Raw genomic sequence first — 24,033 nt, forward strand, 5'->3', positions numbered from 1 at the left:
GAGCAACTGAGCCATGCCCGTTAAGCACCGCCTCACCGCCCCCGCCCCCGGCTGGACGTCCACCACCGATGTGGTCGTGGTCGGCTCGGGGGTGGCCGGTCTCACCGTCGCCCTCAACGTCCGCGAAGCCGGCCTGCGGGCCACGGTGGTCACCAAGGCGATGCTGGACGACGGCTCCACCCGCTGGGCCCAGGGCGGCATCGCCGCCGCCCTGGGCGAGGGGGACACCCCCGGGCAGCACCTCGACGACACCCTGGTGGCCGGCGCCGGGCTCTGCGACGAGGAGGCCGTGCGCACCCTCGTCACCGAGGGCCCGGACGCCGTCCGCCGGCTGATCGCCACCGGCGCCGCCTTCGACCGCGGCGAGGACGGCGAGATCCTGCTCACCCGCGAGGGCGGCCACCACCGCCGCCGGATCGCGCACGCCGGCGGGGACGCCACCGGCGCCGAGATATCGCGCGCGCTGGTCTCCGCCGTCCGCAGCACAGCGACACCAGCGGCCCTGGCCGCGGAGGGCATCGAGCTGATCGAGCACGCGCTCGTCCTCGACCTGCTCACCGACGCGAACGGGCACGCCGCCGGCCTGACCCTGCACGTCATGGGCGAGGGCCAGCGCGACGGCGTCGGCGCCATCCGGGCCCGCGCCGTGGTGCTGGCCACCGGCGGCATGGGCCAGGTCTTCTCGGCGACCACCAACCCGGCGGTCTCCACCGGCGACGGCGTGGCGCTCGCGCTGCGGGCCGGCGCCGCCGTCACCGACCTGGAGTTCGTCCAGTTCCACCCGACCGTGCTCTGGCTCGGCCCCGAGGCCGAGGGCCAGCAGCCGCTGGTCTCCGAGGCGGTCCGCGGCGAGGGCGCCCACCTGGTCGACGCCGACGGCGTCCGGTTCATGGTCGGGCAGCACGAGCTGGCCGAACTGGCCCCGCGCGACATCGTCGCCAAGGCGATCACCCGGCGCATGCAGGAGCAGGGCGCCGAGCACATGTACCTGGACGGGCGGCACTTCGGCGCCGCGATGTGGGAGCAGCGCTTCCCGACCATCCTCGCCTCGTGCCGCGCGCACGGCATCGACCCGGTCACCGAGCCGATCCCGGTCGCCCCGGCCGCGCACTACGCCTCCGGCGGCATCCGCACCGACCGGCACGGCCGCACCACCGTCCCCGGCCTGTACGCCTGCGGCGAGGTCGCCTGCACCGGGGTGCACGGCGCCAACCGGCTGGCGTCCAACTCGCTGCTGGAGGGCCTGGTCTTCGCCGAGCGGATCGCCGCCGACCTGGCCGGCCGGCACCGCGCCGACGACCTGCCCGAGCGCTCGGTGGACGTCGCCGCCGCGCGCGCCGCACAGCCGGTGCCGCTGCCGCCGTCCGAGGCGCGGGCCGAGATCCAGCGGCTGATGTCGCGCGGAGCGGGCGTGCTGCGCTCGGCCGCGTCGATGGCCGACGCCGCGGCCGGCCTGGCCCTGCTCGCCGAGCAGGCCTACGCGCACGTCGCCGAGGAGAAGCCCGCCGACCCGCGGGTGGAGACCTGGGAGGCGGCCAACCTGCTGCTGGTCGCCACCGCCCTGGTCGCCGCCGCCGCGCAGCGGGAGGAGACCCGCGGCTGCCACTGGCGCGAGGACTTCCCCGAGCGGGACGACGCCCACTGGCGGCGTCACCTGATCACCCACCTGACCGCCTCCGGCGACCCCGCCAGCACCCCCGAGGAGCGTTGAGAACCATGTCCCACTCGCACGAGGAACTCCCCCTGGCCGACCAGGGCGGCTGCGGCGACGGCTGCGCCTGCGGGGACGGCGAGGGCTACGAGACCGGGCTCGACCCGCAGCTGGCCGAGCTGCTGGAGCAGGCCGGGCTGGACCCGATCGAGGTCGAGGACGTCGCCACCCTGGCGCTGGCCGAGGACCTGGCCGGCGGCGAGGACGTCACGTCCGTCGCCACCGTGCCCGCCGACGCCGTCGCCACCGCCGACTTCACCGCCCGCTCGGCCGGCGTGGTCGCGGGCCTGCGGATCGCCGAGGCCGTCGTCTCGCTGGTCTGCGAGGAGGAGTTCGAGGTCGAGCGGCACGTCGAGGACGGCGACCGGGTCGAGGCCGGCCAGGTGCTGCTGTCGATCCGCTCCCGCACCCGGGACCTGCTGACGGCCGAGCGCAGCGCGCTCAACCTGCTCTGCCACCTGTCCGGCATCGCCACCGCGACCCGCGCCTGGGCCGACGCCCTGGAGGGCACCGGCGCCGTCGTGCGGGACACCCGCAAGACCACCCCGGGCCTGCGCGCGATGGAGAAGTTCGCGGTCCGCTGCGGCGGCGGCGCCAACCACCGGATGGCGCTGTCCGACGCCGCGCTGGTGAAGGACAACCACGTCGTCGCGGCCGGCGGCGTGGCCGAGGCCTTCCGGGCCGTCCGGGCCGCCTACCCCGAGCTGCCGGTCGAGGTCGAGGTGGACACCCTGGAGCAGATCCCGCCGGTGCTGGAGGCCGGGGCGGACCTGATCCTGCTGGACAACTTCACCGTCGGGCAGCTCAAGGAGGCCGTCGCGCTGGTGGCCGGCCGGGCCCGGCTGGAGGCCTCCGGCGGTCTCACCCTGGCCACCGCGCGCGAGGTCGCCCAGACTGGTGTCGACTACCTGGCCGTGGGCGCGCTCACGCACTCCTCGCCGATCCTGGACATCGGCCTGGACCTGCGCGCCTGACCGTCAGGAGAAGACGCCAGGCCCGTCCCGACTCGCAGAAAGCGCCCCATGCTCCTCACCATCGACGTCGGCAACACCCAGACCACACTCGGCCTGTTCGACGGCGAGGACGTGGTGGAACACTGGCGGATCTCCACCGATCCGCGCCGCACGGCCGACGAACTGGCGGTGCTGCTGCAGGGGTTGATGGGCAGCCGCACCGCGGTCCGCGAGGCCGCGGTGGAGGGCCTGGCGATCTGCTCGTCCGTTCCCGCCGTGCTCCACGAGCTCCGCGAGGTGACGCGCCGTTACTACGGCGACGTCCCCGCGGTGATCGTGGAGCCCGGCGTGAAGACCGGCGTGCACGTCCTGATGGACAATCCGAAGGAGGTCGGCGCCGACCGGATCGTCAACGCGCTGGCCGCCAACCACCTGTACGGCGGGCCGTGCATCGTGGTCGACTTCGGCACCGCCACCACCTTCGACGCGGTCAACGCCCGCGGCGACTACGTCGGCGGTGCGATCGCCCCGGGCATCGAGATCTCGGTGGAGGCACTCGGTGTCCGCGGCGCCCAGCTGCGCAAGATCGAGCTGGCCCGGCCGCGCAACGTGATCGGCAAGAACACCGTCGAGGGCATGCAGTCCGGCATCCTCTACGGCTTCGCGGGCCAGGTCGACGGCCTGGTCGACCGGATGGCCAAGGAGCTCGCCAAGGACCCGGACGACGTCCAGGTGATCGCCACCGGCGGCCTCGCCCCGCTCGTCCTCGGCGAGGCCGGCAGCATCGACGTCCACGAGCCCTGGCTCACCCTCATCGGCCTGCGGCTCGTCTGGGAGCGCAACCGCCCGAGCTGACCGGGCCGTTCCGTCGGGCCGAACGTGGGGCATCGGCGCGACGTTACCGACAAATCGGATATTCCTCACGTAGTGTCAGCCCATGCCTACGCCACACGGATCGCGCGGCGGCATGGCCTTCAGCGCCGACGAAGTCCGCGTGCTGCGCCGCGCCCTCGCCCAAGCCCTGCACCCCGCCGTCCCCGTCCACTTCCCGGCCCTCGAACGGACGGCCTGCGCCGACCCGGGCGCCGAGCTGTGGGCCGAGGACGTCCAGGACGCGCTGCGTCTGACCGAGGCGATCGACGAGGCCGTCCAGGAGGGCGGCCGGCTGCGCGCCTTCCTGCTCGCCGACCTCGGGCGCTACCGGGCCGCGCTGCCCGGCAGCGCCAGCGGCTACCTGGAACGCCTGGAGGAGGCCGTGACCGACGGCTACTTGCCCGGCCCCGAGGACCTCACCGCGCTGCGCGGGCTCACCCGCCAGCCCTGCGGCCACCTGGAGCGCTCCCGCCGCTCCCGGCTGGCCGGGCGCTGCCACGCGCTCGCCGAGGCCGCCGTCCGCGAGCGGCTCGCCCGCGCCGTCGGCCAGCCGCGCCACCTGGTGGCCGTACCGAACCCCGCCGCACCACCGAGCAGTCTCCCCACCCCTGTTGGAGGACGGATCACGATGAGCAGCACCGACTCCCCCGCCGAGCGGCCCGCAGCCCCGCAGGACCCGCCCAGCCCGCACCGGATGCCCACGCCGGCGGAACTCTTCGGCCGCCGCCCCAAGCCGCCCGCCCGTCCGGCCCCGCCCGCGACGCCGGCGCCCGGCCCGGAGGACGTCGAACTCGCCACCGGCACCGGCTGAGCCGGACCGGACGGAGCGAAAGGGAGGCCGCACCGAGCGGCCTCCCTTATCCATGTGTCGACTTTCCGGCAATTCCCCCACTGAATGACGGTCACATCTTCATAACCTTCACGCCGTACGGCGGGGCATTCGGTCCGGTCCTGCGCGCATTGATGCGGGATCGGCCCGGTTGACGGCCGGGGGGCCGTACCCAAAAGTCGCGGAGTCACACTCACTCGATCCGGGGGAATCACGTGAACCCGACTCGCACGCGCCGGGCACTCGGCGCGGGTGCGGCCACGCTCGTCGCGGCCCTGTCCGTCGGCACCGCGGCCGTGCCGGCCCACGCCGCCGACCACCAGCTCAAGGTATTCCCGGCGTCCGGCTCGCTGCAGATCCCGAGCCGGCCGGTCGCGCCGCCGCGGTCCGGCGAGAACGTCTTCCTGCACATCGGCCGCACCGGCACCGGCGCCGTCTCGGACGTCAAGCTCGCCCTCGACGTCTCCGGCCTCGACGGTCTGGCCACGCTCGAAGCCCCGGGCTGCACCACCGCCGGCAAGGTCATCACCTGCAGCATCGGCCGGCTGGACCAGGACAACATCAACATCACCACCAACCTGTGGCTGAGCGCCGTCGCCGGTGCGAAGCCGGGCTCCAGCGGGACGGTCCACGCGACCCTCAGCGCGCCCGGTGCCGAGACCGGCACGGCGGACTTCCGGGTGGACGTCGGCACGGCCACGTTCCGCACCCACCAGCGCTCCCAGACGAAGGGCGCCAAGGTCGGCAGCAAGCTGCCCACCGACCTGGAGTTCGCCAACCACGGGGAGCTGCCCGCCAAGCGGGCGATCGTCCACGTCGACCTGTCGGCCGGCCTGACGGCGGACACCTGGCCGTCCAACTGCGAGTACGCGGTGGACAAGGGCCAGCCGTGGAACAACGACCCGCCGATGCCCGCCGTGCACGGCATCTGCACCATCGACGGCGAGATCGCCCCCGGCCAGGCGGTCAAGCTGAACGGCCTCGACATCACCGTGGGCCCGGACGCCTACTACACCGTCGCCGGCTACGACGTCTTCGCCGTTGCCGACGCGTACGGCACCGGCTGGCTGAACGACCTGCGCAAGCGGCTCGCCTTCAAGCCCGGGACGGGCGCGCCCGCCACCCTGACCAAGAGCGCGGGCGACGGGATCCCGGCCGGCAACGACACGAACGGCTACAGCACCGAGCAGGAGGTCCTGGCGGACAACTCCGCCGACTTCCAGGCGACCGGCGGCTGGGCCCCCGACACCTCCGGCGCGGCGGGCGTCCTCACCGCCGGGATGGGCAACAACGGCCCGGCCTCGATCTACGACCGCAGCGGCGGGGACGGCGCGCCCCACGTCACCGTGCAGCTCCCCGACGGCGTCACGGTCACCGACCTGCCCAAGACCTGCCACGCGGACGACTACGTCTACGGCAAGAAGTCCGACAAGCCGCTGAACAAGTACGCCTGCGACGGGGTGGGCGCCGCGTTCATGCCGAACGGCGCGAGCGTCTCGCACAAGCTGGGCCTGAAGCTCCCCGCCGGCACCGGGGAACTGGTGGCCACCGTTTCGCTGCAGAACATGTCGAGCGACTACCAGGACGGCCACCCGACCGCCGTCATGGACTGGGACCGCAACCCGGCCAACGACCTCGTGAAGGTCACCCTGCGGCCCGGGGCACCCGCCAACGGCGGCACCGGTACGCCGGTGTCCGACACCACGCCGACGGCCGCTCCCGCGCCCGCCACGGGCGCCACCGCCGCGCCGTCCGCCACCGGCACCGCGGGCGGGGCCGAGCTGGCCGACACCGGGAGCTCCGCCACCCTGCCGCTGGCCGGCGCGAGCGCGGCCGCCGTCGCCCTCGGCGCCGCCGCCCTGATCGGCTCGCGCCGCCTCCGGGCCCGCCGGAACGGCTGAGCCGTCCGCACCCCCGTGGCGGAGCACGGTGTGTGGCTGGCTACCCTTGTGGGGTGAGCGATCAGAGTCTTATTCCCGCGACCGACGACCTTCCCGAGCAGATGCGCGTCCGGCGCGAGAAGCTCGACCGGCTCCGGGCCGCCGGTGTCGACCCATACCCGGTCGGCTTCCCCCGCACCACCACCATCGCGGACCTGCGCGCCAAGCACCCGGACCTGGAGCCCGACACCGCGACCGGCGAGCGCGCCGGCGTCACCGGCCGGGTGATCCTCTCCCGCACCGGCGGCAAGCTCTGCTTCGCCACCCTGCGCGACGGCAGCGGCGACCTCCAGGTGATGTTCTCCCTGGACAAGCTCGGCCCGGAGCGGCTGGCGGCCTGGAAGGCGGACATCGACCTCGGCGACCAGGTCGGCGTCGAGGGCGAGGTGATCACCTCCAAGCGCGGCGAGCTGTCCGTCATGGTCGACCGCTGGGAGCTCACCGCCAAGTGCCTGCGCCCGCTGCCGGACAAGCACAAGGGCCTGACCGACCCGGAGGCCCGGGTCCGCCAGCGCTACGTCGACCTGATCGTGAACCCCGAGGCGCGCGAGATCCTGCACCTGCGCAGCAAGGTCGTCCGCTCGATCCGCCGCACCTACGAGGACCGCGGCTACATCGAGGTCGAGACCCCGATGCTGCAGCCGGTCCACGGCGGCGCCAACGCGCGCCCGTTCAAGACCCACATCAACGCGTACGACATCGACCTCTACATGCGCATCGCGCCCGAGCTGTACCTCAAGCGGCTCGTGGTCGGCGGCGCCGAGAAGGTCTTCGAGATCAACCGCAACTTCCGCAACGAGGGCGCGGACTCCACCCACAACCCGGAGTTCACCTCGCTGGAGTCGTACGAGGCCTACGGCGACTACGACACCCAGGCCGAGCTGATCCGCGAGACGATCGTCAACGCGGCCCGGGACGCGCTCGGCACCACCGTGATCAAGGGCCTGGACCCGCACGGCGTCGAGCACGAGATCGACCTGGCCGAGCCGTGGGAGGAGGTCAGCGTCTACCCGGGCATCTCCGCCCACCTCGGCGTCGAGGTCACCCCGGAGACCGGCGTCGAGGAGCTGCGCAAGCTGGCCTTCGACCACGGCATCCCGTTCGAGAAGAGCTGGGGCCACGGCCAGATCGTGCTGGAGATGGTCGAGCGCCTGCTGGAGGAGAACGCCGTCCGGCCGACCTTCATCAAGGACTACCCGACCGAGGTCTCCCCGCTCACCCGCCAGCACCGCTCGATCGCGGGCGTGGCCGAGAAGTGGGACCTGGTCATCTTCGGCACCGAGATCGGCACCGCCTACTCCGAGCTCGTCGACCCGGTCGAGCAGCGCGCCCGCCTGACCGCGCAGTCCCTGCTCGCGGCCGGCGGCGACGTCGAGGCCATGCAGGTCGACGAGGACTTCCTGCGGGCCCTGGAGTACGCGATGCCGCCCACCGGCGGCCTCGGCCTCGGCGTGGACCGCCTGATCATGCTGCTGACCGGCAAGAACATCCGGGAGACCGTGCTCTTCCCGCTGGTGAAGCCGGAGCCGAAGGCCTCCGCCGCCGCGGCGGAGAAGACCGAGGAGGAGTGACCTGATGGACTACGTCAGCGCGATCGTCCCGCCGCTGGTCATGGCGATCGGCTTCGGCTTCCTGGTGCGGGCCATCGTCCGCAGCCAGGGTGGGGCCCAGAAGGCCAAGGAAGACCTCGACTGATCCGCGGGCGGGGGGGGGGGGGGCGGGCCCGGGGGGCGGGGGGCGCGCCGCCCCCCCCCCCCCCCCCCCCCCCCCGCCGACCCGCGTGTGGGGGGGGCGGGCCGCGCCGGTTTGGCGCACTTCACAAGATTTGCCCCATTCACTCCCTATCCTGGCCGCACTATGGTCCGGCAACTCGGCGAACTTGAGAACGCCATCATGACCAGGGTGTGGCGGTGGAACCGACCGGTGACGGTTCGCGAGGTTCTCCAGGATCTGCAGTCCGAACGCGAAATCGCCTACACCACGGTGATGACGGTCCTGGACAAGCTGCACAGAAAGGGCTGGCTGCGCCGCGAGCGCGCCGGCCGGGCCTATCGATATGAACCGGTCTCGTCCCGCGAGGCGTACACCGCGGCACTCATGAACGACGCGTGGGCCACGAGTGACAATCCCGCGGCGGCCCTGGTGCACTTCTTCGGCCTCATGTCGCCCGAGCAACGGGAGGCGCTGCGGGACGCCTTGCGGGTGGCCGCACTGTTCCCGCCCGATCCGGCCGGGCCGGAATCCCCGGACGACGGGGCGGATACCGGGGGGACCCCACCCGGGGCGGCGCGATAACGTCCCGCCATGGAGGTCACCATCCGCCGCGCACGGACCACGGACGTGCGGGCAGTACGCAGGCTCATCGACGCCTACTCGCGGGACGGCATTCTGCTCGACAAGCCCACCGTCACCCTGTTCGAATCCGTGCAGGAGTTCTGGGTCGCGGAACGCGACGACGATGCCACCGTGGTGGCCTGCGGCGCGCTGCACGTGATGTGGGAGGATCTCGCCGAGGTCCGCACGCTCGCGGTGGATCCGGCCTGCCGGGGGTTCGGGGTCGGACACCTGCTGCTGGAGAAGCTGCTGCAGACGGCCCGCTGGCTCGGCGTCCGTCGGATTTTCTGCTTGACGTTCGAGGTGCCCTTCTTCGCGAAACACGGTTTCGTCGAGATCGGCGAGCTCCAGGAAACCGATGATGGTACGACAGACCCGGCGGCGATCGCTACGGATGTCTATGAAGAACTTCTCCGCTCGTACGATGAAGGTGTCGCGGAGTTCCTCGACCTGGAGCGGGTGAAGCCCAACACACTGGGCAACTCGCGCATGCTGCTGCACCTCTGAGCGGCTCCGCGCCGGTCAGGGGTTTGTGTTTTCCGGTGAAAGGCGCTTTCCTTTCCTTAGGCAATGGGTCGTTTAGCGGAAAGGGAAGCCCGTGGCACAGAGGGTGCAGGTCATTCTTGAAGACGATCTCGACGGCGGTTCGGCGGACGAGACGGTGACGTTCGCGCTCGACGGCGTTGCCTACGAGATCGATCTGAAGAGCGCGAACGCGGACAAGCTGCGCGGTCTGCTGGCGCCGTACGTCGAGAAGGGCCGCAAGCAGAGCGGCCGGCTCGCCGGTCCGCGTCGGCCGGGCCGCGGCACCGCCGCCCGCCCGTCCGGCAGCGCTCCGGACACCGCCAAGATCCGCGCGTGGGCCAAGGAGCAGGGCCTGGAGGTCAACGACCGCGGCCGCGTTCCGAGCGTGGTCCGCGACGCCTACGACAAGGCGAACGTGGCCTGACCCCGGCCCCGGACCACCGGAGCGGGTGCGGGGCCCCGGCGGCCGCGGACGGCGTCGACGGCACACGCGCGGGGCGCGGAGGAGCCTCCTCCGCGCCCCGCGGCACGCGCCGGACCGGCCGCACCGCCGCCGGGGGCCGGGCGGGACGGCCGCGGGCCGGGCTCGGGCGGCGGAACAATCACGAGCTGTGCAACGCTGTAGGGGCGAAGCGGTAACGCGGACACCACCGGGATGGCGTACCGGCCACGGTGGCCCCCGCTGAGCCACCGTCACCGCGGCCCCGTCCCGGCCCGACTTCTCGCCAGGCGAACACCGCCACCGCGGAAACTGCGCGAGAACCGCCCCGATACCGGGTATGAATGCAGGTGGACGGGTTCTTCGACCCGTCCAGGGGCAGTATGCGTGACCGGCCGGAGACGGATCCGGCTGCACCCCGGCGGTCCTTGTTCGCCGATGGCGTAGCGGTATCCGGTGCATCCGGCCCGCCTGCGGGAACACCGATTCCCAGCATCAGGTTGGGATTGGTGTCGGCTGGTCGCGCAGCATCTCGCTCCCACTACCGGGGAGTGAATCCGTGGGCCGCGCCGCTGAGCGGGACTAGCATGCGGAAGGACAGGGCGGGGACAGTCCCCGAACTGCCCGACCGCTCTGAGGAGCGATAAACGATGTTCGAGAGGTTCACCGACCGCGCGCGGCGGGTTGTCGTCCTGGCTCAGGAAGAAGCCCGGATGCTCAACCACAACTACATCGGCACCGAGCACATCCTCCTGGGTCTGATCCACGAGGGCGAGGGCGTCGCCGCTAAGGCCCTGGAGAGCCTCGGGATTTCTCTTGAGGCCGTACGCCAGCAGGTCGAGGAGATCATCGGCCAGGGCCAGCAGGCCCCGTCCGGCCACATCCCCTTCACCCCCCGGGCGAAGAAGGTCCTGGAGCTGTCGCTCCGGGAGGCCCTGCAGCTCGGCCACAACTACATCGGCACCGAGCACATCCTGCTCGGCCTGATCCGCGAGGGCGAGGGCGTCGCCGCCCAGGTCCTGGTCAAGCTGGGTGCCGACCTGAACCGGGTGCGCCAGCAGGTCATCCAGCTGCTGTCCGGCTACCAGACCGGCGGCGGCAAGGAGTCGGCCACGGCCGGCGGGCCCGCCGAGGGCACCCCGTCGACCTCGCTGGTCCTGGACCAGTTCGGCCGCAACCTCACCCAGGCCGCCCGCGAGGCCAAGCTCGACCCGGTCATCGGGCGCGAGAAGGAGATCGAGCGGGTCATGCAGGTGCTGTCCCGCCGCACCAAGAACAACCCGGTCCTGATCGGTGAGCCCGGCGTCGGCAAGACCGCCGTGGTCGAGGGCCTGGCCCAGGCGATCGTCAAGGGCGAGGTCCCGGAGACGCTCAAGGACAAGCAGCTCTACACGCTGGACCTGGGCGCCCTGGTGGCCGGCTCGCGCTACCGCGGTGACTTCGAGGAGCGCCTGAAGAAGGTCCTCAAGGAGATCCGCACCCGCGGCGACATCATCCTGTTCATCGACGAGCTGCACACCCTGGTCGGCGCGGGCGCCGCCGAGGGCGCCATCGACGCCGCCAGCATCCTCAAGCCGATGCTGGCCCGCGGCGAGCTGCAGACCATCGGTGCCACCACCCTGGACGAGTACCGCAAGCACCTGGAGAAGGACGCCGCGCTGGAGCGCCGCTTCCAGCCGATCCAGGTCGCCGAGCCGTCGCTGCCGCACACCATCGAGATCCTCAAGGGCCTGCGCGACCGCTACGAGGCCCACCACCGGGTCTCCATCACGGACGCCGCCCTGGTCGCCGCCGCCACCCTGGCCGACCGGTACATCTCGGACCGCTTCCTGCCGGACAAGGCGATCGACCTGATCGACGAGGCCGGCTCCAGGATGCGCATCCGCCGGATGACCGCGCCGCCGGACCTGCGCGAGTTCGACGAGAAGATCGCCGACGTGCGCCGCGAGAAGGAGAGCGCGATCGACGCGCAGGACTTCGAGAAGGCCGCGTCCCTGCGCGACGACGAGAAGCAGCTCCTGCAGGCCAAGGCCAAGCGCGAGAAGGAGTGGAAGGCCGGCGACATGGACGTCGTCGCGGAGGTCAACGAGGAGCTCATCGCCGAGGTCCTGGCCACCGCCACCGGCATCCCGGTCTTCAAGCTGACCGAGGAGGAGACCTCGCGCCTCCTGCGCATGGAGGACGAGCTGCACAAGCGCGTCATCGGCCAGAAGGACGCCATCAAGGCGCTCTCCCAGGCCATCCGGCGCACCCGTGCGGGCCTCAAGGACCCGAAGCGCCCCGGCGGCTCGTTCATCTTCGCCGGCCCGTCCGGCGTCGGTAAGACCGAGCTGTCCAAGACGCTGGCGGAGTTCCTCTTCGGCGACGAGGACGCGCTGATCGCGCTCGACATGTCCGAGTTCTCGGAGAAGCACACCGTCTCCCGGCTCTTCGGCTCCCCGCCCGGGTACGTGGGCTACGAGGAGGGCGGCCAGCTGACCGAGAAGGTCCGCCGCAAGCCGTTCTCGGTCGTCCTCTTCGACGAGGTCGAGAAGGCCCACCCGGACATCTTCAACTCGCTGCTGCAGATCCTGGAGGACGGTCGCCTGACCGACTCCCAGGGCCGCGTGGTCGACTTCAAGAACACCGTCATCATCATGACGACCAACCTCGGCACCCGGGACATCTCCAAGGGCTTCAACCTCGGCTTCGCGGCCACGGGTGACACCCAGACCGGGTACGAGCGGATGAAGGCGAAGGTCGGCGAGGAGCTCAAGCAGCACTTCCGCCCCGAGTTCCTGAACCGCGTCGACGACATCGTGGTGTTCCACCAGCTGTCCGAGGACGACATCATCCAGATCGTCGACCTCATGATCGCCAAGGTGGACGAGCGGCTCAAGGACAAGGACATGGGCCTGGAGCTCAGCGTCGAGGCCAAGAAGCTGCTGGCCAAGCGCGGCTACGACCCGATCCTGGGTGCCCGTCCGCTGCGCCGCACGATCCAGCGCGAGATCGAGGACCACCTCTCCGAGAAGATCCTCTTCGGCGAGCTGCGGGCCGGCCACATCGTCGTCGTCGACGTCGAGGGCGAGGGCAAGGAAGCCAAGTTCACCTTCCGGGGCGAGGAGAAGTCCGCCGTCGCGGACACCCCGGCCGCCGTTGCTTCCTCGGGTCCGGACCTGACGAAGTAGCAACATTTAACAGACAACAGCAAGCGGGCTGAGCCCCCGGCGTTCGCGCCGGGGGCTCAGCCCGTTTCGCATGCCCCTCGCACCGCTCTGACCTGGGGTTTTCCCACGACCCATCAGCTGACGGAAAGTCGGCGAGCATAGCGCTGTCGCCATGTCAGGGTCAAGGTCTATCTTTTCCGTCCCCACTTCGGTCAAAGTACGTCCACCTGTCTTTCATATTGGTTTACCGAGCCTTGGCCAAGAGTCGGCTCGGCCGGGGAGGACGTCACAACGTTGAAGACCACCAGGAGAACCGCTGCGGCCACCACGGCTGCGGCGGTCATCGTCACGCTCGGCGCGGGTCTGTTCCCGAGCAGCGCCGTCGCGGCCGGTTCGGCTGCCACGCCGAAGGACCCGGCCGACGCCGTCCAGTCCGTCAACACCGAGCACAACATTCCGGGCCCGCTGACCGAGAAGGTCGACGCCGAGCGCAAGGCCGCCACCGAGCAGTTGCTCGACGGCACCGCGCAGGTCGAGCAGCACAACGGCAGCACCAGCGTGAAGCTCGGCAAGGACAAGTACGTCGAGCTCGCCCGTGAGCGCACGGACAAGATCTTCACGATCCTCGTCGACTTCGGCGACCAGGTCGACAACACCACCAAGACCGCCGACGGCAAGGTCAAGTACGGTGGCGAGGCCGGTCCCAAGCACAACGAGATAGCCGCGCCGGACCGCGCCACCAACAACTCGACCGCCTGGCAGGCCGACTACAACCAGCAGCACTACCAGGACCTGTACTTCGCCAAGGACAAGGCCTCGCTGAAGACCTTCTACGAGAAGCAGTCCTCGGGCCGCTACTCGGTCGACGGCGTGGTCTCGGACTGGGTCCGGGTGCCGTGGAACGAGGCCCGCTACGGCTCCGACTACTGCGGCTCCAACGTCTGCGCCAGCGCCCAGGACCTGATCCGGGACGCCGTCGACATCTGGTACAAGGACCAGGTGGCGAAGGGTCAGACCCAGGAGCAGATCAAGGCGACCCTGGCCTCCTACGACCAGTGGGACCGCTACGGCTCGCACCACGACGGGAACTTCAACCAGCCCGACGGGTACATCGACCACTTCCAGATCGTGCACGCCGGTGAGGACAAGTCGGCCGGCGGCGGCAAGCAGGGCAGCAAGGCCCTGTGGGCCCACCGCTCCTACGTCTACGGCAACCTGACGGGCCAGGCCGGCCCCGACGGCAACAAGCTCGGCGGCGTCCAGGTCGGCGACACCGGCTTCTGGATCGGCGACTACACGATGCAGCCGGAGAACGGCGGCCTCGGCGTCTTCGCCCACGAGTACGGCCACGACCTCGGTCTGCCGGACCTCTACGACACCGCGGGCAAGGGCATCGACAACTCGGTCGGCTTCTGGTCCCTGATGTCCTCCGGCTCCTGGCTCGGCGAGGGCAAGGACAGCATCGGCGACATGCCGAACGACCTCGACGCCTGGAGCAAGTACCAGCTCGGCTGGCTGAAGGCCGACCGCGCCAAGGCGGGCACCGAGTCGACGCACCACATCGGCCCGGTGGAGTACAACACCAACCTGCCGCAGGCGCTCATCGTCGACCTGCCGAAGAAGTCGATCACCACGGAGATCAACAAGCCGTTCGGCGGCCAGTCCGAGTGGTGGAGCGGCAGCGCCGACAACCTGAACGTCACGCTCACCCGTGACATCGACCTGACCGGCAAGACCAAGGCCGGCATCAACGCCAAGGCCTGGTACGAGCTGGAGCAGGACTTCGACTACGCCTTCGGCGAGGTCTCCGTCGACGGCGGCAAGACCTGGACCGTCGTGGACGGCACCTGGAACGGCGCCGCGCTCCCCAAGGAGAACGGCCGTCCGGCCGTCAGCGGCCTCGCCGCCACCTGGGGCGACCTGTCCTTCAACCTGGACGCCTACGCCGGGAAGAAGATCCAGTTCCGCTACCACAACACCACCGACGGCGGCCTGCACTACCGGGGCTTCGCGGTGGACGACATCTCGGTGGTCGCCGACGGCGCCACGGTGTTCAGCGACGACGTGGAGAAGGGCGACAACGGCTGGACCGCCGCCGGCTTCACCCGCTTCGGCGGCTCGTTCACCAAGGAATACGGGCAGTACTACATCGCCGAGAACAAGCAGTACGTCTCGTTCGACCAGACGCTGAAGACCGGCCCGTACAACTTCGGCTTCGCCGACAAGCCGAGCTGGGTCGAGCACTACGCGTACCAGCCCGGCCTGCTGATCTGGTACTGGGACCAGTCCCAGACCGACAACAACGTCAGCGCCCACCCGGGCCACGGCCTCGTGCTGCCGGTCGACTCGCACCCGGCCCCGCTGAAGTGGGCGGACGGCACCCTGATGCGTCCGCGCATGCAGGGCTTCGACTCGACCTTCGGTTCGCGCCGCGTCCCGGCGCTGACCCTGCACAAGGCCGGCGTCGAGACGGTCGTCCCGAAGTCCAAGGGCGTCGACGAGTTCAACGACCTGAAGTCCTGGTGGTCCAAGGACGACCAGTACAGCGGTGTGGACGTCCCGAAGACGGGCACCAGCATCGAGGTCGAGAACGAGTCCTCGAACTACCTGGAGACCTGGATCCGGGTCCGTCCGGTCGACAACTGATCGGTGAGCGGACGTAGTTGATCCGTCGGTCCGACCCGTCCCCGCACTGCGCGGGGGCGGGTCGGACGCTTTTCAGGCCTTGCGCTCGGGCAGGCGGTCGAGGAAGGCCGCGACCGCCTCCGCGATCCCGGCGGCCGTCCAGTCCAGCGCCTCGGCGGCCACCGTGACCTCGGTCATCGCCAGTCCCGGCGGGCCGGGCTCGCGCCAGCTGCCGAACAGGCCCACCTTGGCGTCCTCGGCCAGCCCCAGGCCCGCCTCCTCCAACTCCGCGGCCGGGTACGGCAGCCAGAGCTGGAACTGGTGGGTGTGCGGCGGCGCCGGGTGCACCCGGGCGCCGGGCACCGCGGCGACGGCCTCGGCCAGCGCGCCGGCGACCGTCCGGGCGTGGGCCACGTACCCCTCCAGGCGCGGGAGTTCGCGCTCCAGCCCGGCGAGCGCGGCCAGCGCGGGCGGCCACTGCTGGAACAGCTGGCCGCCGTACCGGTGCCGCCAGGCCTTCGCCGTCCGCACGAAGCGCTCCGGACCGGCCAGTGCGGCGCCGCTGATCCCGCCGAGGGTCTTGTAGAAGGAGACGTACACCGAGTCGGCCAGCGCGGCGACCTCCGGCAGCGAGCGGCCGAGGTGGAACACCGACTCCCAGAGCCGCGCGCCGTCCAGGTGCAGCGCCGCGCCCTGCTCCGCCCGCACGACCTCGGCGACGGCCACCAGCTCCGCCCAGTCGGGCAGCACGAAGCCGGCCTCGCGCAGCGGCAGTTCCAGGATCATCGCGGCGTACGGCTCGTCGAAGCTGCGCACCTCCTCGACGGTGGGCAGGCGCGGGGCGAGGGTCGGCCAGACGCTCCGCAGGCCGGTCAGCACGCCGAGCGCGTGGCGCTCGTGCTGGTCGGTGTGGCCGAGCGGGTGGGTGGCCACGGTGGGCAGCCCGGCCGCCTCGGCGTGGATCCGCAGCGCGACCTGCTGGGCCATCGTGCCGGTCGGGAAGAAGGCCGCGTCCTCGGTGCCGAGCAGGTCCGCGACCCGGCGCTCCAGCGCGCGGACCACGCCGTCGCCGTACTGGTCCGGACGCCCGTCGAGGTCGTGGACGCCGTCCGCCTCCCCGGCCAGGGCGGCGAGGTGTTCGCGCAGGCTCTTCGGCCGGTGGCCGGAGAGCAGCCGCTCGCAGCCGCGCTGGGCGGCGAAGCGGCGGTCCTGGAGGCTCGGGCGGCGGGGGCCGTCGAGGTCGTCGCTGCTGTTGGCATACATGCGTCGATCGTCCCCCAGCGGAGGCTCCCGGTCAGCGGTGCGGACGCGAGCGGCGGGCGCGGCCGGCGGCAAACCTCACGGCCGCGTGGTGCTGGTCACAGGACTCGGAGGCGGTACGACCGGCGGTAGTAGACGGCGTCGACGGGCGCGGCGGACGACGCGGACCGTGGGCCGACCATCGGATTTCATGATCGTTGCTCCGTCGGCTTGAATCTCCGGCGCGACACCGACTACACGCCGTAGTACGTCACCGCGTTTGGGAGTCCGCTCGGTGACGGTTAAAGCTGAGTGGTCCCCCGCTCAGCACACGCCGCGCCCGACCGGGCCCTTCGTGCTGCCCTTCTACGACCGTGATTGGGCCCGCCATGTCCTCTGTCCCGCCCGTGGGGCCGGCCCTGCGCCGGCTCGCCGCCCGCACGGCGGCCCAGGCGGCGGCCTGGCAGCCCCGACTCGGCCACGCCGTCCGCACCGTCGGCGCCCACGCCGCGCCGGTGCTCGCGCTCGCCGAGGCCCGGCACCCGCTGCCCGGCGCCCGGGTGTGGGCCGACCGCGAGCGGGCCGTCGTCGCCGCCGGGGGCACCGCGGTGCTGCTGGCCGCCGCGCTGCTCGTCGCCGCGCCCGGCAGCGCCTCCGCGCAGACGGTCCTCCCGACCACCCCCGGCAGCTCGGCCTTCACCGCGCCGCAGGCCACGGTGCCCGTCCCCGGCATGGTGCAGGTGGCCGGACCGAGCCCGTACCGGCTCCCGGACGACAGCGAATCGGCGCAGGCGGACGTGGCGATGGCCCCCAACCTGCTGCCGGTCGAGCCGGCCGCCGAGCCGGCCGCCGAGCCGGCCCCGGGGGCGCCGGCGGCGTCGGCCCCCGAAGGCGGGGAGGCCGTGCCCGCACCCGCCGCGGCGCCCGACTGGTCCGCTCCCGTCCCGGGCGCGCCGACCAGCAATCCGTACGGGGTGCCCAACTCCGAGTACGCGGCGGGCTACCACACCGGGGTGGACTTCGCGATCGACCCGGGCACGCCGCTGCTGGCGGTCGGGAACGCGACCGTGGTGTCGGCCGGCTGGGACGGCTCGTACGGCAAGGAGGTCGTGCTGCGGCTGACGGACGGGCGCTTCGCGCAGTACGCGCACCTGTCCTCGGTGGAGGTGTCGCCCGGCCAGCAGGTCTCGGCGGCCGAGGAGATCGGGCGCTCCGGGAGCACCGGCAACTCGACCGGGCCGCACCTACACTTCGAGATCCGCACCAGCAACCGGTACGGCGCGGTGATCAACCCGGTCGCGTACCTGGCCTCGCACGGCGTCACGGACTTCTGAGGTCCGGAGGTCCCGAGGGGGACGGGGCGGCTCGCGCTCCGGGCCGCCCCTCCGTCGTGATCGGGCCCGGGTGTGATCGGGCCCGGGTGTGATCGGGCCCGGGTGTGATCGGGCCCGGGTGTGATCAGGCCTGGGCCGGGGCGGGAACCGGGCGGTCGATCAGGGCGCCGATCTCCAGCGCGACCTCGCGGGCGGCGGCCATCGCCTCCTCCACGGTGGCCTGCGGCGACTCGTGCCACAGGTGGTCGACGTGGTCGGTGCCGGTCTCGTCCTGCTTGAGCAGGAACATCGCCGAGTTGATGGTGAAGAGCGACATCGCGGCGCGCAGCCGGTCCTGGAAGCTCGCGTCCGGCCCGTGCACGAGGCGGACCATCGCGATCATGCGCTCCTTGAACTCCAGGCCGGCCGGCGACTCGCGCAGGGCGGGCTGGTTCTCGTGGAAGAAGCGCAGCAGCGGCGCGCGCTCGGACATCCCGGCCGCGAAGCGGCGGATCAGCTCGTCGCGCAGCTCCGGCGTCCAGGGCTGCTGCCGGCCCCACTCGATGGTCTCGTCGATCGGCGCGGCCATGGACTCGACGATCCCGTGGACGATGTCGTCCTTGGTCTTGAAGTGGTAGTAGAGCGCGGCCTTGGTGACGCCCAGGCGGTCGGCGATCTCGCGCAGCGAGGTCTGCTCGTAGCCCTGCTCGGCGAAGAGCTCCAGAGAGACCGCGATGATGCGGGCCCGGGTGTCGCTGCGCGGGCTGTGCGTCGTACCCATGGCCTGCCTCATGACTGCGTCGGTGACTGCTGCGGACGCCGGCGGTGCCCGCCCCCCGGGACACATTCTCCCTGCCCAGGCGGCCGGGATGGAAACTGGCTTGACGACCGGCTAGTGGACAACTTACCGTGCCGACGGTCCATAAACTAGCCGGGCGACAAGTAAGTAGCCGCTCCAGGCCCGACGATCGTCCACACCCAGTCCCGGGAGACACCACCCCATGTCACAGTCCAAGACCGCCGACCCGGTGCCGGAGGACAAGCAGGCCGAGGAGGAACAGCCGCGGTCACCCCGCGAGATCCGCCTCGTGATGGTCGGCCTGGTCGTCACGATGCTCCTGGCCATGCTCGACAACCTGATCGTCGGCACCGCGATGCCCACGATCGTCGGTGACCTCGGCGGCGCCGAGCACCTGTCCTGGGTGGTCACCTCGTACACCCTGGCCACGGCCGCCTCGACCCCGATCTGGGGCAAGCTCGGCGACCTCTACGGCCGCAAGGGCACCTTCCTCACCTCGATCGTCATCTTCCTGGTGGGCTCGGCACTGTCCGGCCTGTCGCAGAACATGAACGAGCTGATCGGCTTCCGCGCCCTGCAGGGCCTGGGCGCCGGCGGTCTGATGGTCGGCGTCATGTCGATCATGGGCGCGCTCGTGCCGCCGCGCGACCGCGGCAAGTACCAGGGCATGTTCGCCGCGGTGATGGCGCTCGCCACCATCGGCGGCCCGCTCGTCGGCGGTTTCATCACCGACCACCTGAGCTGGCACTGGACCTTCTACATCAACCTGCCGCTCGGCGTGATCGCGCTCGCCGTGGTCGTCGTCACCCTGAAGCTGCCCAAGGTCCGCAACAACGCCCGGATCGACTACCTGGGCGCGATCCTGCTCACCACCGGCATCACCTCGCTCGTGCTGATCACCACCTGGGGCGGCCAGCAGTACGCGTGGGGCTCGAAGCAGATCCTCGGCCTGGCCGCGCTGGCCGCCGCCTCGCTGATCGCCTTCTGCTACGTGGAGCAGCGGGTCGAGGAGCCGATGCTCCCGCTCAGCCTGTTCAAGAACCTGAACTTCACCCTGGTCTCGATCATCGGCTTCATCGTCGGCTTCGTGATGTTCGGCGCGACCGTCTTCCTGCCGCTCTACCAGCAGATCGTGCAGGGCGCCTCGGCGACCAACTCCGGCCTGCTGCTGATGCCGATGATGTTCGGCATGCTGGTCGTCTCGCTCGTGGTCGGCCAGGTCGTCACCAAGACCGGCAAGTACCGGATCTTCCCGGTCATCGGCACCATCGTGATGACCGGCGGCATGGTCCTGCTCTCCACCATGGGCACCGAGACCAGCAGCTTCACGTCCGCCTGCTGGATGGTCGTGCTGGGCGCCGGCATGGGCTTCCTGATGCAGATCACCATGCTGGTCGCGCAGAACAGCGTCGAGCTCAAGGACATGGGCGTGGCCAGCTCCACCGCCACCCTGTTCCGCACCATCGGCGGTTCCTTCGGTGTCGCGCTGTTCGGCGCCCTGTTCAACAACCGGGTCGCCGACACGATGAAGGAGCGGCTGGGCGAGCACGCCTCGGCCGGCGCGTCGAAGGCCGACCCGAGCCAGATGAGCCCGGCGGCGCTGAAGCAGCTGCCCGCCCCGGTCCAGGACGCCTACCACCACGCGGTGGCCAACGGCATGCACACCGTCTTCCTGTGGGGTGCGGCGGTGGCCGTGATCGCGATCGCCGCCTCGGTCTTCATGCGCGAGGTGCCGCTGCGCGGCACCGGCAAGGACGAGAAGGCGGCCGAGGCCTCGCTGGAGGCCGCGGCCGTCTGACGGCCCCTGCCGTGCGCGGCTGATCGACGCGACGCCCCCGGAGTGTTCTCCGGGGGCGTCGTCGTGTGTCGGGGCAGGTCTACTGCCATCGGGGCAGAGTTACTGCGGGAGGCGGTAGACGCCCTGCTCGACGGGCTCGACCAGGCCGTCCGCCACGAGGCCGTCCAGGGCCCGGGCCCGCTGCACGGCGTCCGGCCAGACCGCGTCCAGCCGGGCCTGCTCGACCGAGCCGTGCGCCTCGCGCAGGACGGCGAGCAGCTTGCCGCGCACCTGCCGGTCCGTCCCCTCGTAGGACTGGCCGCGCCGGGCCGGGCCCTCGTACGGCGGGCGGCCGGCCCGCTGCCAGGCGCAGTGGGTGAACAGCGGGCAGTCGCCGCACTCGGGGCCGCGGGCGGTGCAGACGAGCGCGCCCAGCTCCATCACGCCGACCGCCCAGGTGGCGGCCGTCCCGGCGTCGTCGGGCAGCAGCGCGGTCGCCGTCCGGCGCTCGGCCGCCGTGGTGGCCTGGGCCGGGTACTCGACGCCCGTCACCGCGCGGGCGAACACCCGGCGGACGTTGGTGTCCAGCACGACGTGGCGCTGGCGGAAGGCGAAGGACGCGACGGCCGCGGCCGTGTACTCCCCCACCCCGGGCAGCGACAGCAGCGTGGCGTGGTCGTCCGGCACCTCGCCGCCGTGCTCCTCGGTGATCGCCACCGCCGCCGCGTGCAGCCGCAGCGCGCGCCGCGGGTAGCCGAGCCGGCCCCACATCCGGACCGCCTCGCCGGGGGCGTCGGCCGCGAGGTCGGCGGGGGTGGGCCAGCGCTCCAGCCACGCCTCCCAGGCGGGCAGGACCCGCTTCACCGGGGTCTGCTGGAGCATGAACTCGCTCACCATGACCGCCCAGGGCGACGCGTCGGGCGTGCGCCAGGGGAGGTCGCGCTTGCTGGCCTCGTACCAGTCGAGGACGGTCGCGTGCAGCGCCGGCAGCGGGAGGGGCAGCCGAAGGGCGGGTCCTGCGGGGGAAGGAGACGCGGTGGTGGCGGTGGCGGTGTTGGAAGTCATGGCCCTTCGATCCTCCCACGCCCATGGACCCGGCCGAAGTGGAGTATGTAATTCCGTATCCTGTGGAATTTCCGGGCGGACACGCCGGAAGACCTCCCTCGAACGGCTCAAATGGCGGATCATGTGAAGGAAGGGGCGACTGTGCGGTGTTGGTGAGTCAATCGCCACACACTGTCTCGTAGAGTTCGGGTGTGCCCTCTCTGCGTCAACCCGTGGGACCGTTGCCGGCCTCGATCTACTGGCGACGGCGTGTCGTCGTGCTCGCCGCCGTGGCCGCGGTCATCGCCCTCATCGCCTGGCTGATGTCCGATCAGGGCGGCGGCGGTGACGACGGATCACAGAGCAAGGCCGCGCAAGCCGCGCCGACCCAGTCCCAGACACCCGCTCAGGCCATCACGCCCGGCGCCTCGCCGAGCGGCCCCGCGGCGCGCCCCGGCGGCGGCAGCACCGGCGGCTCCGGCGGCGGCACGGGCGGTACCGTCCCCGGCTCGGGCGGGGGCGGCGGCGAGGTCAGCCTCAGCACCGGCGGCACGGGCACCGGCGGCGCGGCCGGCCCGGCCCCTGCCACCGGCGGTGCCGGCGGCGCGGCGGCGGGTGGTGCGGCGGGTGGTGCGGCCGGTGGCACCGGCGGCGGTGCGGGCGGCTCCGGTGGCGGCGCCCCCGCGGTGAACACGCCCGACGTGATGGCGCTGCCGATCTGCGCCACCTCGCAGGTGGCCCTGGAGCTGGCCAGCCCCCAGAACTCGTACCAGTCCAAGGACAAGCCGCGGTTCGCCCTGACGGTGAAGAACTCCTCCGGCGCCAACTGCCGCGTGGACCTGGGCCGGACGACCTCGGTGGTCACCGTGACCGCCGCCAACAAGGGCGACCGGGTCTGGTCCTCCGGCGACTGCCCGACCGACCGGGGCAGCCTCTGGGTGCAGCTCCCGGCCAACGGCAGCCAGATCGAGACGTTCACCTGGGACCGCAGCCGCAGCAAGCCGCAGTGCGCCACCCCCGACCCGACGCCCCCGGCGAACGACACCTACGTGGTGAACGCCGACGTCACCGGCCTCACCGGGGACAAGGTCTCGGCGCGCATCTCGATCCGCCTGGACGGCTGACCGGCCGTCACCCCGCCCGTACGCCGAAGCCCCCGATCCGCGAACCGCGGTCGGGGGCTTCGGTGTTGTGCGGGACGATCGTTGTTCGGCCGATCGATGCCTGACGGCCGCTCCGGCGATCCGGCGATCCGGCGATCCGGCGATCCGGCGATCCGGCGATCCGGCGATCCGGCCGAGGGTCAGACGTAGCGCTCCAGGATGGACGATTCGGCAAGGCGGGACAGGCCCTCGCGGACCGAGCGGGCGCGGGTCTCGCCGACGCCCTCGACCGTCTGCAGGTCGTCGATGCTCGCCGCGAGCAGCTTCTGCAGCCCGCCGAAGTGCTCGACCAGGCGCTCTATCACCGTGTTGGGCAGGCGCGGGATCTTCGCCAGCAGCCGGTAGCCGCGCGGCGAGACGGCGGCGTCCAGCGACTCCGGCGAGCCGGAGTAGCCGAGCGCCTTGGCGACCGTCTGCAGGTCGAGCAGTTCGGCGTGGGTGAGCGCCTCCAGGTCGGCCAGCACCTCGGTGACCGTCCGGCCCTTCTTGGCGGCCCGCTCCGGGAAGTAGTCCCGGGCGACCAGCTCGCGCTCCGGCTCCACACCCGCGATCAGCTCGTCCAGCTGGAGCGACAGGAGGCGGCCGTCGATGCCGAGCTCCAGCACGTAGCCGGCGATCTCGGTGGCGATCAGCCGGACCATCTCCAGGCGCTGGGCGACGGCGGTGACGTCCCGGACCGTCACCAGGTCCTCGATCTCCAGCGCGGACAGCGTGCCGGCCACCTCGTCCAGGCGGAGCTTGTAGCGCTCCAGGGTGGCGAGCGCCTGGTTGGCGCGGGAGAGGACGGTGGTCGAGTCCTCCAGCACCCGCCGGGTGCCGTTGACGTACATCGCGATCAGCCGCATCGAGTGCGAGACCGCGACCACCGGGTAGCCGGTCTGCCGGTTGACCCGCTCGGCGGTGCGGTGACGGGTGCCGGTCTCGTCGGTGGGGATCGTGGAGTCCGGCATCAGGTGGACGCCGGCCCGGACGATCTTGGTGATGTCCTTGTCCAGCACCACCGCGCCGTCCAGCTTGCACAGCTCGCGCAGCCGGGTCGCGGTGAACTCGACGTCCAGGACGAAGCCGCCGGTGCAGATCGACTCGACGTGCTTGTCGAAGCCGAGCACGATCAGACCGCCGGTGTTGGCCCGCAGGACCCGCTCCAGGCCGTCGCGCAGCCCCGTGCCGGGCGCGATCGCGCTGAGGGAGGCCCGCAGCAAGGCCTCCTCACGGGAGGACTTGTCCGCCCCCCGGTCGCTGGCTGCCACGTGACTCCTCCGGTCGCCCGTGCCGCGCGCCTCGCGCCGTGCGCCCGGCCTGCGGTCTGTTGCTCTGTCG

At 71.7% G+C, this 24,033-nt stretch carries 18 protein-coding genes; 14 read left to right on the top strand and 4 right to left on the bottom strand.

Annotated features, from left to right (window positions below; genetic code table 11):
- The first annotated feature begins 13 nt into the window (after positions 1 to 13).
- The 11 genes from ACFV4G_RS20730 to ACFV4G_RS20780 all read left to right on the top strand — a co-directional run bounded on the left by ACFV4G_RS20730 (position 14) and on the right by ACFV4G_RS20780 (position 15,399).
- The gene (locus ACFV4G_RS20730) at positions 14 to 1,711 is read left to right on the top strand and encodes an L-aspartate oxidase (protein WP_380442376.1); all 1,698 of its coding nucleotides are present in this window, start codon (positions 14 to 16) and stop codon (positions 1,709 to 1,711) included.
- A gap of 5 nt (positions 1,712 to 1,716) precedes the next feature.
- Positions 1,717 to 2,685 (top strand): carboxylating nicotinate-nucleotide diphosphorylase, encoded by a 969-nt coding sequence (gene nadC / locus ACFV4G_RS20735; protein WP_359965108.1) that lies wholly within the window; start codon positions 1,717 to 1,719, stop codon positions 2,683 to 2,685.
- Positions 2,686 to 2,733: 48 nt separating this feature from the next.
- On the top strand, positions 2,734 to 3,519 hold the full coding sequence (locus tag ACFV4G_RS20740) for a type III pantothenate kinase (RefSeq protein ID WP_380442379.1): 786 nt from the start codon (positions 2,734 to 2,736) through the stop codon (positions 3,517 to 3,519).
- An 82-nt stretch (positions 3,520 to 3,601) separates the two neighbouring features.
- Complete coding sequence (locus ACFV4G_RS20745) at positions 3,602 to 4,348, top strand: hypothetical protein (protein ID WP_380442381.1); 747 nt, start codon at positions 3,602 to 3,604, stop codon at positions 4,346 to 4,348.
- Between the two features lie 233 nt (positions 4,349 to 4,581).
- Positions 4,582 to 6,267, top strand: coding sequence for a hypothetical protein (locus ACFV4G_RS20750; RefSeq protein ID WP_380442383.1), 1,686 nt, complete (start codon positions 4,582 to 4,584; stop codon positions 6,265 to 6,267).
- 53 nt (positions 6,268 to 6,320) lie between these two features.
- A complete protein-coding gene (lysX, locus tag ACFV4G_RS20755) occupies positions 6,321 to 7,877 on the top strand; it encodes a bifunctional lysylphosphatidylglycerol synthetase/lysine--tRNA ligase LysX (protein WP_380442385.1) in 1,557 nt (518 codons plus the stop codon).
- Positions 7,878 to 8,163: 286 nt separating this feature from the next.
- Positions 8,164 to 8,601, top strand: coding sequence for a BlaI/MecI/CopY family transcriptional regulator (locus tag ACFV4G_RS20760; protein WP_380442387.1), 438 nt, complete (start codon positions 8,164 to 8,166; stop codon positions 8,599 to 8,601).
- Between the two features lie 9 nt (positions 8,602 to 8,610).
- The gene (locus tag ACFV4G_RS20765; RefSeq protein WP_329929958.1) at positions 8,611 to 9,147 is read left to right on the top strand and encodes an amino-acid N-acetyltransferase; all 537 of its coding nucleotides are present in this window, start codon (positions 8,611 to 8,613) and stop codon (positions 9,145 to 9,147) included.
- A gap of 91 nt (positions 9,148 to 9,238) precedes the next feature.
- Positions 9,239 to 9,589 carry an Lsr2 family protein gene (locus ACFV4G_RS20770; RefSeq protein WP_380442390.1) on the top strand — a complete coding sequence of 117 codons (351 nt, stop codon included), beginning with the start codon at positions 9,239 to 9,241 and terminating at the stop codon, positions 9,587 to 9,589.
- A 665-nt stretch (positions 9,590 to 10,254) separates the two neighbouring features.
- Entirely contained in the window at positions 10,255 to 12,774 is a 2,520-nt protein-coding gene (locus ACFV4G_RS20775; RefSeq protein WP_350574326.1) for an ATP-dependent Clp protease ATP-binding subunit, read from the top strand.
- 273 nt (positions 12,775 to 13,047) lie between these two features.
- On the top strand, positions 13,048 to 15,399 hold the full coding sequence (locus ACFV4G_RS20780) for an immune inhibitor A domain-containing protein (RefSeq protein ID WP_380442392.1): 2,352 nt from the start codon (positions 13,048 to 13,050) through the stop codon (positions 15,397 to 15,399).
- Positions 15,400 to 15,471: 72 nt separating this feature from the next.
- On the opposite strand, the gene ACFV4G_RS20785 is transcribed toward ACFV4G_RS20780, so the two are convergent.
- Positions 15,472 to 16,641, bottom strand: a complete 1,170-nt coding sequence (locus tag ACFV4G_RS20785) for a threonine aldolase family protein (protein ID WP_380442394.1) — start codon at positions 16,639 to 16,641, stop codon at positions 15,472 to 15,474.
- Positions 16,642 to 17,006: 365 nt separating this feature from the next.
- On the opposite strand from ACFV4G_RS20785, the gene ACFV4G_RS20790 reads away from it, so the two are divergent.
- The gene (locus ACFV4G_RS20790; RefSeq protein ID WP_380442396.1) at positions 17,007 to 17,951 is read left to right on the top strand and encodes a M23 family metallopeptidase; all 945 of its coding nucleotides are present in this window, start codon (positions 17,007 to 17,009) and stop codon (positions 17,949 to 17,951) included.
- 124 nt (positions 17,952 to 18,075) lie between these two features.
- On the opposite strand, the gene ACFV4G_RS20795 is transcribed toward ACFV4G_RS20790, so the two are convergent.
- Positions 18,076 to 18,711, bottom strand: coding sequence for a TetR/AcrR family transcriptional regulator (locus ACFV4G_RS20795; RefSeq protein ID WP_380442398.1), 636 nt, complete (start codon positions 18,709 to 18,711; stop codon positions 18,076 to 18,078).
- A 220-nt stretch (positions 18,712 to 18,931) separates the two neighbouring features.
- On the opposite strand from ACFV4G_RS20795, the gene ACFV4G_RS20800 reads away from it, so the two are divergent.
- Entirely contained in the window at positions 18,932 to 20,527 is a 1,596-nt protein-coding gene (locus ACFV4G_RS20800; protein WP_380442400.1) for an MDR family MFS transporter, read from the top strand.
- A 99-nt stretch (positions 20,528 to 20,626) separates the two neighbouring features.
- On the opposite strand, the gene ACFV4G_RS20805 is transcribed toward ACFV4G_RS20800, so the two are convergent.
- Complete coding sequence (locus ACFV4G_RS20805; protein WP_380442402.1) at positions 20,627 to 21,571, bottom strand: A/G-specific adenine glycosylase; 945 nt, start codon at positions 21,569 to 21,571, stop codon at positions 20,627 to 20,629.
- Positions 21,572 to 21,783: 212 nt separating this feature from the next.
- On the opposite strand from ACFV4G_RS20805, the gene ACFV4G_RS20810 reads away from it, so the two are divergent.
- A complete protein-coding gene (locus ACFV4G_RS20810) occupies positions 21,784 to 22,674 on the top strand; it encodes a hypothetical protein (RefSeq protein WP_380442404.1) in 891 nt (296 codons plus the stop codon).
- Positions 22,675 to 22,853: 179 nt separating this feature from the next.
- On the opposite strand, the gene disA is transcribed toward ACFV4G_RS20810, so the two are convergent.
- Positions 22,854 to 23,963: a DNA integrity scanning diadenylate cyclase DisA gene (gene disA, locus ACFV4G_RS20815; RefSeq protein WP_380442406.1), complete on the bottom strand. Its 1,110-nt coding sequence runs from the start codon at positions 23,961 to 23,963 to the stop codon at positions 22,854 to 22,856.
- Positions 23,964 to 24,033: the final 70 nt, after the last annotated feature.

This window comes from Kitasatospora sp. NPDC059747, from assembly GCF_042732955.1.
Taxonomy (GTDB): Bacteria; Actinomycetota; Actinomycetes; order Streptomycetales; family Streptomycetaceae; genus Kitasatospora.